Consider the following 14,693-nt stretch of genomic DNA (forward strand, 5'->3'; position numbering starts at 1 on the left):
GGAGAGAACTCCGGGGCCGGGCCCTTCGGTCATGTCCGGGGTGCCGGGCCGCTCATGACACCTGGGGCTCGAAGTCCCAGTAGGGCCGGTTGCGGGCGCGTGCCGACAGGGTGTGCACGTGCTGGGGCCCGAGCGTGGCGGCGAGGTCGGACAGCGCCTCCTGCTCCGTCTTCTCGGCCTCCCGGCGGTTGCCAAGCCCGCGCAGATCCGCGGCGTGGGCGATACGGGCCGTCAGGGTCAGCGGGTGGGTGCGGCCGAGGATCTCGGTGGCGCGCAGGGCGGCGGACCTGCTGAGTCCGGCCGCGGACTCCGTGTCCCCGACCAGGTTGCGCAGGGCGGAGGCGTTGACGGCGCAGCCCACGGTCCAGGGGTGGTTCTCCCCCACGGCCGCGGTCATGTCGGCCATCGACTGCTCGATCAGGGCGTGGGCCTGGTCGCGTTCGCCGACGCTGCGCAGGATGAGCGCGTGGTTGGTGCGGGCTCCGGCGAGGAACGGATGTCCTTCGGCGTGCATGGCCTCGTAGCGCGCGATGACGTACTCGCTGGTCTCCCGTGCCTGGTCGATGTCGCCGTGCTCGCGGGCGAAGCAGCTGTGGCTGACGGCCGCGGCCAGCGTCTGCGGGTCCTTCTCGCCGAGCTTGCGCTCATAGCGCTCCAGTACGCGGGTGAACATCGGACCCGCCTTGCCGCGGTCGCCGATGCGGTAGAGGCACAGGGCGAGGTTGTGCTCGGCCAGCAGGGTCTGCGGGTTCTCGGCGCCCATCACGAGGCGGTACTCGCGCACGTTCTTCGCCTGGACGGACTCGGCCTCGGTGTAGCGGCCCAGCAGCCGCAGATTGGCCGCGTAGTGGATCTCGGAGAAGAGCGTCCAGGGGTGACGGTTCTTCAGCAGCTGACGGCGTGCCTCCATGGTCCGCCGGTCGATCTCCAGGCTCTCCCCGTAGCGGCCGAGCAGCCTGAGCGCGAAGCCCAGGTTGTTCAGGGCGTTGAGGGTCCGCGAGTCCTGTTCGCCGAGCAGGTCGCGGTAGGCCGGGTAGAGCCACTCGTACAGTTCCCGTGCCTCGTCGTAGCGCCCGAGGCCCCACAGGTCGGCGCCCAGGCCGTTGGCCGCGCGCAGATGGTCCAGGTCCAGCTCGCCGCGCTCCACCCGGAGGTGGTCGACGGCGACGCGCTCGATGGCCTCGGTGCGCCCGTACTCGCCGGCCGCGCGCAGCAGGTTGGCGTAGTGGTAGGTCAGCTCCCAGATCCGCGGATGGGTGTCGCCGAGCAGCGACTTCCACGCGTTCATGGCGCGCTCGCCGAGCTTCATGCCGGACTGGTACTCGCCCGTGAAGTACATGTAGCGCAGACAGTTGAGGACCAGGTTCTGCACGGTCCGGTCCTTGCTGTTCAGCACGTCCGCGTGCTTGAGGTGCGGCACGATCTCCGCGTACTCGTCCCACAGGCGGGTGTCCGTGGCCCGGCCGGGGTCGGCGGCGGCCAGGGCTCTGCGGACCACGTCGATGAACTCGCGCCGGTCCTCGTCGGGCATGTCCTTGTGCACGATCTGGTGCACCATGCGGTGCAGATACAGCGACTCGCCGGAGGAGACCGACTCGTCGCCGGCCGCCTCGTGCGACTCCAGGCGTACGACGGAGTACTGGCGGAGCTGGTTGATCGCCTTGTTCCACAGGAGGGGGTCGTTGAGCAACCCGGCGATCTGTTCGGGCAGTTCCTCGCGCGGCATCTCCCGCAGCAGCCGTACGGGGATGAAGCCGGGCGCGAAGAAGGTGCACAGGCGCAGCAGGTCGACGGATTCCGGGACGGTCTCGCGGAGTTTGTTCAGCAGTATCGACCAGGCTGTCTGGAAGGCGACGGGGAAGTCCGCGGAGACCTTGACCACGTCCCCGTCGATGCCGCCCTCCAGGAGCGCGATGTAGTCCTCCACCGACAGGTCGGAGTCGTTGAGCCAGCCGGCGGTCTGGTCGAGCAGCAGCGGCAGGTCCTCCAGCGCCTCGGCCAGCTGGTCGGCGTCCTCCTCGCTCAGCCTGGGCGCACGGCGGCGCACGAAGGCCACCGACTCGTCGCGGGCGTAGACGGGCACCTCCAGCAGTTTGCTGTTGTGCTCGCTCCACTCGGGGTTGCGCGAGGTGATCAGGACATGGCCCGGCCCGGTGGGGACGAGGTCCCAGATCTGGTCGGGTTCGTCGGCGCCGTCCAGGATCAGCAGCCAGCGGGAGTAGGGGTCGCCGCGGCGCAGCGAGTCGCGTACGGCACGCAGCCGCTCGCCGTATTCGGCGCCGGTGGACAGGCCGAGCTTCGGGGCGAGTTCGGCCATCAGCCGGCGGTAGGTCACCCGGCCCTCGGCGTTGACCCACCACACCACGTCGTACTCGGAGCCGAAGCGGTAGACGTACTCGGCGGCGAGCTGTGTCTTGCCGACCCCGGACATGCCGTGCAGGGTGAGGACGCCGGCGCCCGGCTCGGAGCCCTGCAGCAGGTGGTAGGCGTCGTTCAGGAACGGCTCGCGTCCGGTGAAGCGGGTGTTGCGCCGCGGTACGCCGCCCCACACCTCGGGCATGGACGCCGGGAAGCGCGGGCCACGCCGCTCGCCCTCGGCCGGCTCCGGCGTCGGGTCGGTCGGCAGGCCGAGCCGGTCGATCAGGCGCCGTTCGGCCTCGTCGGCGCCCATGTTGGTCAGCTGCGCCGGGGCGAGCACAGTGGTGGCGGTGGGTACGGACGCGGTGGTGATCGAGACGGCGGCGAACCGGGACGGGTCGGGGGCCACGACCTCGCGCAGCGCCGCGTTCCACTCCTCGTGGGTGCGCGGGCCGAGTTGGAAGAACCACTCGCTGACGAGGATGAGGATCCGGCCCTCGGCGAGTTTCAGGTCACGCAGCAGGTCCACCAGCGGGACCTCGGCCGGGGAGTCCCAGCGCATGTACACGACCCGCAGGCCACGCCGCTCCAGCCGGTCCGCGATCCAGGCCGCCCAGGCCCGGTTGAATCCCGCGAAGCTGATCGTGACGGTAGGCTTCGCGGTCCCTTTGTCGGCTGCCCCGACCGGCCTACGAACTCCAGACATGCAGCGGCCTCCCCGCACGTAATGTTAGAACCTCGGCGCGGCACCGCGATAGGCGCTGACAGGTATCCGTCGTACTCGCGCGCTTCGGTCACATCTCTTCCCGCAAGCGCAACGATCTTCACTCGAACTGGCAACATATTTCACTCAGTTGGCGGAGTTCGACGGGCCGAGAACAAGCCACGCGCCGCTGTCACATAGGCCTGTGCCCGTACGGCGTGGCCACGGGGCGCGGGATGCTCGTCGAGCCGTTCGTAGACGGCCACCATCTGGTCGACGAACCGGCGTCCCGGCACGGTCAGGTCCGGCGATCCGACGAGCGCGGGCAACGCCGCGCCCACCTGTTCGCGGCAGCGGGCGTGTTCGGCCCAGGCCGCCTCCCGGTCGGCGGGCCGCGTGAGGGTGAGCGCGCGTTGCTGGAAGAAGTCGGCCAGCGCGAGGTGCGAGTAAGTGCCCTGCAGCAGACCGTCGTAGGGGCGCGGATCGGTGCGCCAGGGGGCGAAGTACCGTTTTTGCCCATCGGCCCGGTGGAGGGTGACCGCCTCGCTGAGGGCGACGAGTTTGGTGTGCTGAAGCTCGTGCACCAGGGTCGCGGCCAGGACCGTGGGGCCGTGCGGGGCGCTGCTGAGCACGGCGCCGAAGGCCTCGCGCCGGGTGCCGCTGCAGGTGCCCGTGCAGTCGCCGGGCTCCGAGCCGGGCGGGGCGGCGAGCGGGACGAGGCAGCGCAGCAGGCGGACGGCCTCCAGGAGGCGCTGCTCGCCGCCCAGCCGGAGTTCCACCGCGGTCCCCGACCAGGAGTGCAGCCAGCGCTTGCGCTCCGCGTCGTCGAGGCTCGCCGGACCGCTCAGCCCGAGGTGGTGGACGCTGTCCTGCACCCAACGGTACGGGTCGAGGTCGTCCAGCGGCATGGGCGGGGCGCCGGTCGTGAGGCCGGGCAGTGCGTACGCGGGCGTCCAGGCGGCGGCACCGGACCAGGCTCCCGTGCCGCGCTCCACATGGACGACGACATCCGCCGCGCCCCGCTGCCGCATGGTCAACCGCCCGCCCCTGTGGACGACTTCGACCGAGGTGTCCCCTGTCTCCGCCGTGCGCAGTGCCCCGAGGGAGGGCAGTACGAGCAGTCCGTCCCGGGCGGTGAGCCGTACGGCGAACGAAAGCCCGGCGCGGGCCGCGGCAGCGGCGGCCAGTGCGCTGAAGTGACCCAGGTCGCGCCGGAGTTCGCGGGCCCGCTGCGGCGCGCCCGGCCGTGCGGGGTCCGTGCCGAGACCGCGCAGACACCGCTGGGCCCATGCGCCGACCAGCGGGGTGAGCAGACGGACCCGGGCGGGTGAACCCGTCGCGCCTTTCGTGACCGACATGTCTCCCACTGGCTCATCCGCGGCACCGGTCGCGTCCGCCGCCTCCAGCAGCGCCCAGTCCTCCAGGAGCCGCCGCCTGGCGTCGGCCGGGCACAGCGCCGGGTCGGCTCCCGCCACGGCGTCGAGCACCGCGCGCAGCAGGAGCAGCCGACGGGTGTCCTGGTCGCGGGCCAGGAACGCAAGGGACTCGGGGCCGCCTTCGGTACGGCCGAGTTCGAGGAGGATCCGGTCCGGGACCTCCGGAAGTATCACGTCACGCCCCCTTCCCGAGAGGCAGCGGACGGGGCGGCCCGCACCGTGTCCGCACGGAGTCGGCCCGCCACATGTCGGATGAGGCGCTGCAGGTCGGCGCAGTACACGGAGGGGTTGGTGAAGCCGTGCCCGGCGCGGTAGCGGTGGGCGTACTGGCCGCCGCCGCAGACGTTCAGCAGCGGGCAGGCCCGGCAGGTCGCGGCGAGCGACGCGGCGCCCGCCTGCCGGGCCGCCACCGCGGGGTGCCGCAGCGCGTCGTCGAAGGTGTGCCGGTGGATGTCGAGGCCGGTCCGTGCGGCCCCGTCGTACGCGGACTTCAGTGAGTCGACCTGTTCGATCGACCCGTCGGTCTCCACCACCACGGCGTCGAAGGGGGTGAGGCCGAGCGACTCCGTGGCCGCGGGCAGGCCCAGCAGCAGCGCGAGACACTCCTCGAAGAGCCGTACCCGGGTCTCTCTGCGCCCCGCCTGCCACCAGCGGTCGAAGACGGCGCACAGCCAGTCGCCGTACACGGTGCCCGAGTCGTCCCAGCGCGGCGGCGGGGTCGACCAGTTCCCGTGCGGCAGCAGCAGGTCGAGGGCGGGCGGGCCCAGGGCGACCAGAGACTCGTACATCTCCACCGGGTCCAGGGTGGGATCGACGACCGCGAGGATTCCGGCGTACGACTCCGGGAAGCGGGCGGCGACGAGCCGGGCACCGCGCGAGGCGTCGGGCCACGACGGCCGGCCGGACGGGCGGACCCGGAGCGCGTTGTGGGCGGGCAGGCCCCCGTCGAGGCTGATGCCGACGCGGATGCGGTGGCGGGCCAGGGCCGCGAGGCGCCGCTCCGTCAGCAGGGTGGCGTTGGTCTGGACGGTGGCGTGGACCGTGCAGCCGGCCGGGACCCGGTCGCGTACCAGACCGGTGAACCGGGCGAGGGTGGCCACACCGGCCAGCAGTGGCTCTCCGCCGTGCAGGACCAGGGAGAGATCGGTCAGTCCGTGGGCGCGGGCGTGTTCGGCGATGCGGGAGGCGGTGCGGTCCAGCACGCCGGGGGGCGCCGCGGCGGGGCGGTCGCGCCAGGTCCGGTCGGGGCCCTCGTAGAGGTAGCAGTAGCGGCAGGCGAGGTTGCAGCGGCCGTGGACCTTCACGACGAATTGCCGGAAGGGGATGCGGCGTGCCGCTGCCGGATCGGGTGTGCCCTCTCCAGACACTCCAGCACCCCCATGCCGTACGTCCGCGCCGCGAGCCCCCGCTCGTACGGAACCGCCTTCCCTGGCCGGTGATCCCGACAAACGCAGATCGTTCGACGTTGACCGATTCAATGGCGAAAATGACCGGCGTTACATGTTTTCAGAGCGCACTGTTGAAGCCCCAGAGCATCTCGCTCGGCCGCGTGGACCGCTCGCGCAGATCCTCCACCACCTCGCGCAGCACGGGGTGCTGAATGGTCCTCAGCTCCGACAGACTCAGCTCCGACATGTCCGGGAGCGTCTCCTCCGCCTCGGTCCGGCGCATGGCCGACTGCCGCTGCGGCTCGTCCCGTACGTCCATCCCATCCCCCTTTCATCGCGTGGCGTCCCGCCACGACCGGGTCACTCCAGGTCGGCCAGCCGCTGTGCCGTCTGACCGGCCGTCGGCTCACTCGTGGTCACGTGGTCGTCCGGCAGCTTCGACCACTCCGCCCGGGCCGCCCGATAGGCCTCGCGGGCGGCGCGTGGCCGCATGGCCGCCTCGTAGGTCATACCCCGCCAGTGGTGTGCCTGCGCACCCAGTTCGACTGATTCCTGACGGCGGCGGTCCGTCTCCACGTCCTGTTCCGCCTCCCGGGCCGCCTCCGCGGCCGACCGGAACGCGTCGACCGCCTCGTCCAGCCGTGCCGGGCGGCCCAGACTCTGGTACGCCTCGAACTGGACCTGCCCCAGTTCCAGCCAGCACCGCGCGGCCAGCAGCGGATCGTCGGCGCCGGCCGCCGCGAGGCCGAGGAGATGTTCGGCCTCGCGCAGATCGACGCGGTCGCCGCGGGCCCGGTACCTGAGCATCAGCGCCCGGCCCAGCAGGAGAAGACGGCCGGCCAGCAGGCCGCTGCCGGCGGGCGTCTCCGTGCGGCAGTCCCGAAGGACCCGGATCGCCCGGGACAGGGGCTCCTGGGCGGAGAACCCCCTCTCCAGCGCGGCCCGGCGCAGCAGTACCTCGCCCCACTCGGCGAGCACATCGGCATGGGCCGACTCGTCCCGGGGCATCCGCTGGGCGGCCTGCTCGAAGTGCCGGGCCGCCTCCTGGAGTTCACGCGGATCGCCCGACTCGTCGTACCGGGCCGCACCGATACGGCCGGCACGCACCAACAGGGCCGAGCGCGGGCTCTGTTCACGGGTGAGGGCGAGCGCCTCGTCGACCCGCGCCTGCGCCTCGTCCAGCGCTCCGCCCGACAGCAGGAGCGCGTCGACCAGATCGAGGAGGACCCTGACGGGCGGAGGCCCTTCGCCGGTGTCGGAGTCGTGCTCAAGAGCGCTGCGCAGCGACTGCGCGCTCTGGTCCGCGTACCGGCGGGCCTGTTCCCGGTCGGGCGTCACTCCGGACAGCCGCAGCAGGACACGGCCGTGCGCGAGGGGGAGTTCGGGCGGACGACCGCGGCGGTCGGGCCAGGCGTCGGCGAAGGCCTCCAGCATGCCGACCGCGCCCTGCAGCAGGGCGCTGTCCCCGCCGAGCCGCCACTGCGCCTCCAGGGCGCCCACCCGTTCCAGGGTGAGCCGCAGCGCCTCCGTCTCGTCCAGGTCGGGCGCCCCGCACGCGACGGCGTACTCACGATCGGCACGGCGCAGCAGTTCAAGCGCGGCGCGCTGGTCCCCGTGGCGCCTGCGGTCCGTGGCCGCGGCCCGCAACACCCGTGCCAGTACGGCCCGTTCGCGCACCGCGCGGGGATGGGCGACCGCGCGCTCGGCGGCCGTCTCCGCCTCGCGCAGCAGCTCCGCACCGCCCTGCATCTCCCACAGCCGCAGGACGCAGTGGGCGTACTCGGCCCACAGCTCGGAGTCCCGGCCCGCGGGCCGTTCGTGCTCGGTGGCGCCGCGCAGCAGCTGAACGGCGTCGATGATGTCCTGCACCATGCCCTCGCGGTCGAACCGCTCGACCAGTGTGCGGGCCCGGACGACGGCCGGGTGCGCGGGGCGGCCCCGGTCCGTCTGCTCCCGCTCCCGGCTGCCGTACAGGGCGAACTGTTCCGGCAGCGGCATGAACCGCTCCAGGACCCGCGCGGCGACCTCGGCGAAGGGCTGCGGGACCGGAGTCGCGGCGCCGTTGTCGCCGTTCTCGGCCGGGTATCCGCCGGGCGCGTACGGCCGCCCGCCGCCGCCGTTGCCGAGCTGGGCGAGGGCCAGGGCCGGGAAGTTGGGGCCGCCCTTGCCGAAGCGCTGCTCGATGTACTCCGAGCAGTGCTTGAGCACCAGCAGGGCCTCGTCCCGTCCCAGCGACGACAGCAGCGACTCCTGCACGCCCGGCGCGAACTCGTACCACTGGACGCCGTCCTGGGCGCGCTCCTCGCGGGCCCGCGCCAGCAGGCCGCTGAGCAGCACCTCGGCCAGTTCGGAGGGACCGGAGTCGGGCATCATGGTCCGCTGTACCAGCTGCATCACGGGCAGACAGAGCGGGGCGGCCGCCAGATGGACAGCGAGGCGTCCCGCGGCCGGGGAGGCCGTGGAGCGGAACCTGCTGACCAGTTCGAGCGGGGACGCACGGCGGCCGGGACGGCCCGCCGACACGGGCGGCTGGTCGGCCCGCACCCAGCCGACGGCACCGGCCACGGGCCCGGTGCCGGCCCCGGACAGCAGCCGCGCCCAGGCTCCCAGGGCCACCGGCTCGGGCGGCAGCACGGGCACGGGCAGCTCACCGCGGCGTGCCTCCGTGGGCGTTCCCGCGTGTGTGCGCACCCGCAGCGCAGTGGCGCCGCCCAGGCTCTCGCCGCGCATCAACTCGCCGTAGAGCACCGGGAGCCGGGTGCGGTTCCACATGCGCTGGGGCAATGGCTGGAGCACGGCGGCCGGGGCCTGCCGGGAGAGATGGTGGAGCAGCCGGTGGGCCTGGCCGGACCGCCACAGGGGGCCCGCGCAGTCGCTGACCAGCAGGGTGATGCGGCGTCCTGTGGGATCGCTGAGCCGGTCGACGGAGTGCAGCGGGGCGGCATGGGGTTCGGGGCTGCGGCTGACGGCCGGATCACCGTCCGGACCCTGGTGCAGATGACTGACCTCGATGTCCCAGAAGGCGCCCAACTGCGCGAAGACCTGCTCCAGTTCGGTGAACATGCGGTCCCACACCCGCATGGACGAGGAGGCGTCCATCACCAGCTGGAGCCGCGCGTCGGCCCGGCGCACGGCCCGGAACACGGGAATGACGAGTCCGCCCGCCCGCGCGCTCAGCTCCGCCGTCGCCGTCTCGTCGAGCGTCGAGCGCAGCGGTGGAGCCGGGCTCCGGTAGCCCTGCAACGGCCGTAAAGCGCGCTGGAGTTCGAGTGGAGCGGGAAAGGCGGGGGCAGCGGGTACCCCGACGGGGAGGGGTGCCGCCCGGCCCGGACCGCTCTTGGGCGGGGCGCTGGAGAACGGCAGGGGATACAGGGCCACACGGCGGTCGACGCCCGCGTCGTACTCCTGTGGCTCCGGCGCCTCGGGGGCCCGGTCCGGGGTCGGGGGCCGGCCCGTGGCGGTTGCCGGGTCCGGGAAGGTCCGCTCGCCGCCGTACCCCGCCGCCGGGCCGCCCGGCCGGGTGGCCCGGTCCTCGGGCTCGGCGGCACCCGTGGGATGCGTCCGGCCGGCCAGCCACAGGGCGTCGCACAGCCCCTCGGTGTCCGGGTCGAGCCCGATCTCCCGCAGCCGGACGATCAGTTCGGCGATCGGATCGCCGCCGGACACGGCGGAACCCCCTGCTTCGGGCGCGCCCGCAGGCCCGTCCTCGGGGCCGCTGCCGGGCTGGACGGGGCCATGTCGCGCCGCTGCGTCGGGCATCAGCGCCTCACCTCGGGCGGTCGAGTCGCTGGATGAGCAGGTCGGCGAGGCGGTCACGGCTGGGCGGGGCCGCCGCGTCGGTGAGATAGATCGCGTTCAACAGCTGGTCGGCGGCGAGGAGTTCACTGCGGGAGCGCTCCAGGAAACGGCTGATCAGGTCGTCGCCCGCGCGCGCCGCCTCGTCGCCGAGGTGGGCACGGACGAAGGTGGCGAGCCTGTTGTGGTCGGGGCGTCCCAGTTCGAGGTGGATGCAGCGGCGCATCAGGGGGGCAGGGAAGTCCCGTTCCCCGTTGCTGGTGAGGACCACGAACGGGAAGGCCCGGCAGCGCACCCGGCCGTCGCGGACGCGGACCTTGGTGCCGTCGGCGGTGAGCACCTCCGCCTCGCCGTCGGGCAGCCGGTCGGCGAGGCGCTCCAGCTCGGGGATCTCGAACTCGCCCTCCTCCAGCACGTTCAGCAGGTCGTTGGGCAGATCGATGTCGCTCTTGTCGAGCTCGTCGATGAGCAGCACGCGCGGGGTGTCGGAGGGCAGCAGGGCGGTGCCGAGCGGGCCGAGGCGGATGTAGCTGCCGATCGCCTCGACGGCTCCGGGGCTGCCGGCCGCCGCGCCATAGCCTCCCTGTGCGGCGATCTGCACGTCCTGGAGGCGGGCGATGGCGTCGTAGTGGTACAGGCCGTCCTGGAGCGTGGAGCGGCTGACGATGGACCAGCGCAGGACGTCGCCGAGGCCCAGTTCGTACGCCACGGAATGAGCCAGCGTGCTCTTGCCCGCGCCGGGGCTGCCGGTGACGAGAAGGGGGCGGCGCAGATAGAGCGCCGCGTTGATCATTTCGAGTTCCTCGGCGCCCGGCCGGTGCAGTTCCGCCAGATGCCGGTGCGCGCCCAGCCTGCGGTCCTGGGAGCCGTCCCGCGCCGCGTCCCGGCCGGCGAAGTCCCGCCAGGGCGGCGGGGGAGGCAACCGGCTCATTCCGTCGTGGGGTTCCCCGGCGCCTCGGTAGATGAGCCACTCACTGGATTCGGTCATGGTCCGGTCCTCGTCGTCACTCGTACCACCACGGCAGCCGTCGAACGTGCATCACGGTATCGACACACGGGAAAGCTGGTAAGGGGCCGGAAGGGGCATGGGCCGCGTCGCGCCAGGGGGCGTCGGGTCAGGGGGCGTCGCATCAGGGAGCCTCCAGCAGATCGCCTGTTCCGGGCAGGGGTTGGTGCGGATCGTCGTACAACAGCGCGATGCCGTCGGCCCAGTAGGCCTCGACGAGACCCGCGCGGAGATCCACCCGGAGCCGGTGCACCAGGTCGGGCAGGAACGCCGCGCCGTCCCCGTCGTCGACGACCTTCTTGGCTCCACGGTGGAACTCCCCGCACACTGCGTCCGGTTGGCTTCGCCAGCGGCGCCACAGGACCACGCCGAAGCCGGCGTGCACGATCCTGCCGAGTGCGGCGCCGTCGTCCTCGTAGCGCCGGTCGCCGTAGCGGCACAGCACCGGGATCGTACGGGGCCCCAGACCGCGCAGTTCGTCCATGGTCGGCACCGGCTCGCGCACTCCGTCGTCGCAGTCGAGGACTTCGGCCTGCGCGTCACGGGTGTGCAGCCGGCGCCAGCGGTCCAGGCGCTCGTGTTCCTCGTCGCCGTCCTCGCCCCACTCGGGGCCGGGCATCCCGAACTCGCCGTCACCGGGCAGCTGGTCGCGGTCGGAACAGCGCACGACGACCGGCCGCTGCTCGCCCAGCGGGGGCCCGTCCGGCCGCACCTGCCACTCGTCCACGGCCAGCCCGAGCAGCTGATGCGGCAGGGCCGCGTGCAGGGCCGCGGGCCGCCCCGGTTCGTCACAGCGGCGGAAGGCCTCCGCGAGCGGAGCGACGACCTGCGCCGGAAGGTCGTCCAGCGGTGTGCGCTCGGCCTCGTGGAGACGGGTCACGTCGCCGTCGGGGCGGGCCACGCAGACCGACCAGTCGCAGCGGTCGGGCTCCCAGCCCCTGGGCAGCACTTCGAGCAGCACGGACAGTGCGGGCCCGGCGTCCCGGGGGTGCTCGGGAAGTTGCTCCCCCGGTGGCGTCGGCGCGGGGAGCTGTGCGGTCGCAGGACGGCGGCGCAGCCCCAGCCATTTGGCGCGCTGCCGGACCAGGCCGTTGCGGTAACCGCTGTCGAGCCCCGTCGACGCCTTCTTCACCCAGTCCCACAGGGCCTGTTCGGCCTTCAGCGTGCTGGGGGTCGCGGGACGCTCGGCGCACATGACCTGCATCGCGTAGTCGAGGACGAGTTTCAGCTCGCCGTCGTGCCGGGCGTTCTCGTACAGCATGCCGAGGCCGTCGCGCCAGCCGCGCGGCGCGGGCATCAGGGACGGGAACTGGAAGTTCGGCAGGGAGTCGAGGAGGTCGAGCAGACCGCGGGTGGTGGCGGCAGGCGGCAGGTCGGCGAGCCGGCCGAGCAACTCGCTGCGCTCGTCCGGGCCGAGCGTGCGGCCGGGGCGGGTGCCGAGATCTCCCTGCACGTCGGCCCAGGTGGGGCGGCGGGAGTCGGAGGGCTGCTGCCGGTCGCGGTGGTAGCGGTCATGGGCGTGGAACACGGCCTGGTAGACGTCGTCGTGCTCGGTCCGCACCCCGTCCGGCGGCACCTGTAACGTCCGCAGGCGCTCGATCCCCGTGGAGGTGCCGCCCGTGCCGTGGTCGGCGCGGGACTTCAGTACGCCGATGACCTCGCCGCGCACCGGGTCGATCACGGGCCCGCCCGAGACACCGGGTGGCAGATCGTTCTGCCCGAGCCGCATCTGCACCCCCGCCGACCAGCCGCCGATGGTTCCCTGCACGGAGAGGAACCCGTCCAGGATCTGCAGCTGACCTCCGGTCACGGTCCAGCCCGCGTAGAACACCCTGCCCTCGCCGTAGTGCGCCGTGGGCCGCTCGGAGACGTAGACGCAGTCGTGGTCGACGGGTTCACGGAGCCGGACGAGCGCGAGGTCCGGGGCGGGCCAACTGCCGGGCATCCGGCGTTCGACATGCTCGGGCAGGGTCACCGCGACCCTCCCGTGGACGGCGGACGGTCCCTGGCCCGGTCCGGTCTCATAGACCACCGACACTTCGCCGCCCTCCCCTCCGTCTACGACGTGTGCGCAGGTCAGAACCCAGTTCGGCGCGATGAAGAAGCCACTGCCGAGGAAGGTGCCGGGTTCGTCCAGGGCATACCCGACACCTGTGCGATGAATGCGCACGGTCGCCGCCATGACGAGTTCACGCAGAGCATGGTGGGCGGCATGAAACCCATCCGATGCGCCCCCGTCGTGCCGGTCGGTCATGTCCCGCCCCCACCGACGGCCCCCCGGGCGCCCCCATGCACCGGGGCGCCGGTGGACGCGCCCGCGCGTGGGGTGCGGTCGGGGTTGGGTGCAGGGTTGTTGCCGGGGGTGGTGGGGGTGCTGGGGGTGCTGGGGGTGGGGTGTGGGTGGTGCGGGGCGGGGGTGTCGGGGTGGCCCGCCCCCGCCCGGCCCCCGGCCTCCGGCCCGCACCGTGAGGGCAAGCCCGAGGGGGGAGCCGGGGCGGGGGCCGGGGATGCCGGGGTCGGGGCAGCGCCAGGGACCACACGATCGGGCCAGGACGCCGTGACGACAGCCGGGCCTGTGCGCGCCGAGGCCGAGCGCGAAACCGGAACCGGGACGCGACCCGCAGACGCCGACGGCGAACCCGGAGCGGGAGACGGGGCAGGGCCCGTGGATGCCGGGGTCGGGGCAGCGCCGGGAACCACAGGATCGGGGCGAGACGCCGTGACGCCGGCCGGGCCTGCGGGCGCCGAGGCCGGCGCAACGCCAGGGACCACAGAATCGAGGCAGGACCCCGGGACCGTGGCTGGGCCTGTGCCCTCCGAGGCCGAGCGCGAAACCGGAACCGGGACGCGACCCACGGACGCCGACGGCGAACCCGGAGCGGGAGACGGGGCAGGGCCCGTGGATGCCGGGATCGGGGCAGCGCCGGGGGGCGTGGGGTCCGGGCCGGAGGTCGGGGTCGGGTGCGAAGTCGGGTCCGGGGTGGGGTCCGGGGACGAGGGATCCGGTGGGCCGCCGCCGTTCCACGTCAGGGTCACCGTGATGCCGGCCTTGGCCTCGCCGTCCGCGAGCAGTCCCACGACCTTGCCTGCCTTCGCGGTCAGCTCGATCCCGAACTCGACGCTCACCTCGTCCGGCCGCACCGCGCGCAGCGGACCGGCCAGTGACCGTGCGACCCCGGTGACGAGCGAGTGCAGGCTCTCGACGCTCGCCTCCACCCGCTCGGCGAACCCGGTGTCCGTGTACGACAACTCCCCCGGCGGCACGGCCAGTTCCTCGGCCCCCGATATCCGGGCCCACACCGGCGTACCGTCCGGCAGCTCGATCCGCGCTACCCGCGTCACTTCCTGTCCCATACGAATCCCCCGTTCCCCCGCGCCGGTGCCCGCTGGGCGGACCGGCTCCGGGGTGTCCGCGGCACGAGAGCCCAGCCCGGGTTCTGCCAGGCCGTGCGCTCCCTACGCCCCTGCTCCTCGTCGTTTCCCGTTCTGCTGGTCCGGCAAGGCCTCACTGCCCGTACCGGAAGACCTCACCTTTCCCGCAGGGAAAGAGTCCTTCCCCCGGCAGCCGGGCCCTACCCCTTCGCCGAACCGAGGCCGAAAAGTGCCCCGCCCGCGCCAGAGGCCGCCGACGGCACTCGCGGCGGTACGGACCGTCGTAGACGAGCACTCGCGGAGAACGCCTCCCGCCAGGCCGGAAGGCCCATGCCGAGGGGCCGGGCGGCCCACGGAGGTCCTGTTCCGTACGCCTATCCTTTTCTTGTCCGTCCCTCGCGGCTTCCCCCAAGGGAAACCGCGCCTCTTCCTTCCCCCGGAGCACCATCCATGTACTTCACCGACCGAGGCATCGAGGAACTGGAGAAGCGGCGCGGCGAGGAGGAGGTCACCTTCGAGTGGCTCGCCGAGCAGCTCCGTACGTTCGTCGATCTGAACCCCGACTTCGAGGTCCCGGTGGAGCGCCTGGCGACGTGGCTGGCCCGCCTGGACGACGAGGACGACGAGTAGCGAGC

The 14,693-nt window shown here is 73.0% G+C and carries 8 protein-coding genes and 1 pseudogene; 1 reads left to right on the top strand and 8 read right to left on the bottom strand.

Annotation, left to right across the window (positions count from 1 at the left end; all coding sequences use genetic code 11):
* Positions 1-52 precede the first annotated feature (52 nt).
* The 8 genes and pseudogenes from fxsT to ACZ4EG_RS25120 all read right to left on the bottom strand — a co-directional run.
* Entirely contained in the window at positions 53-3,064 is a 3,012-nt protein-coding gene (fxsT, locus tag ACZ4EG_RS25085; RefSeq protein ID WP_453560008.1) for an FxSxx-COOH system tetratricopeptide repeat protein, read from the bottom strand.
* 140 nt (positions 3,065-3,204) lie between these two features.
* Complete coding sequence (locus ACZ4EG_RS25090; RefSeq protein ID WP_467792360.1) at positions 3,205-4,668, bottom strand: aKG-HExxH-type peptide beta-hydroxylase; 1,464 nt, start codon at positions 4,666-4,668, stop codon at positions 3,205-3,207.
* Positions 4,668-5,864 carry an FxsB family cyclophane-forming radical SAM/SPASM peptide maturase gene (locus ACZ4EG_RS25095; protein WP_467792175.1) on the bottom strand — a complete coding sequence of 399 codons (1,197 nt, stop codon included), beginning with the start codon at positions 5,862-5,864 and terminating at the stop codon, positions 4,668-4,670. Before ACZ4EG_RS25095 ends, ACZ4EG_RS25090 begins: the two co-directional genes overlap by 1 nt.
* A 139-nt stretch (positions 5,865-6,003) precedes the next feature.
* Positions 6,004-6,204, bottom strand: coding sequence for an FxSxx-COOH cyclophane-containing RiPP peptide (gene fxsA, locus ACZ4EG_RS25100; RefSeq protein ID WP_467792176.1), 201 nt, complete (start codon positions 6,202-6,204; stop codon positions 6,004-6,006).
* A 41-nt stretch (positions 6,205-6,245) separates the two neighbouring features.
* The gene (locus ACZ4EG_RS25105) at positions 6,246-9,644 is read right to left on the bottom strand and encodes an SAV_2336 N-terminal domain-related protein (RefSeq protein ID WP_467792177.1); all 3,399 of its coding nucleotides are present in this window, start codon (positions 9,642-9,644) and stop codon (positions 6,246-6,248) included.
* Between the two features lie 7 nt (positions 9,645-9,651).
* A complete protein-coding gene (locus ACZ4EG_RS25110) occupies positions 9,652-10,668 on the bottom strand; it encodes an AAA family ATPase (RefSeq protein WP_453560018.1) in 1,017 nt (338 codons plus the stop codon).
* A 142-nt stretch (positions 10,669-10,810) separates the two neighbouring features.
* Complete coding sequence (locus ACZ4EG_RS25115; protein WP_467792178.1) at positions 10,811-12,856, bottom strand: VMAP-C domain-containing protein; 2,046 nt, start codon at positions 12,854-12,856, stop codon at positions 10,811-10,813.
* A 689-nt stretch (positions 12,857-13,545) separates the two neighbouring features.
* Positions 13,546-14,040 (bottom strand): annotated as a pseudogene (locus ACZ4EG_RS25120) (CU044_2847 family protein); the annotation flags it as partial.
* 468 nt (positions 14,041-14,508) lie between these two features.
* Here ACZ4EG_RS25120 and ACZ4EG_RS25125 point away from each other — a divergent pair.
* Positions 14,509-14,688 carry a DUF6104 family protein gene (locus ACZ4EG_RS25125; RefSeq protein WP_003992906.1) on the top strand — a complete coding sequence of 60 codons (180 nt, stop codon included), beginning with the start codon at positions 14,509-14,511 and terminating at the stop codon, positions 14,686-14,688.
* The last annotated feature ends 5 nt before the right edge of the window (positions 14,689-14,693 follow it).

The sequence above is a fragment of the Streptomyces sp. NPDC025638 genome, assembly GCF_055558775.1.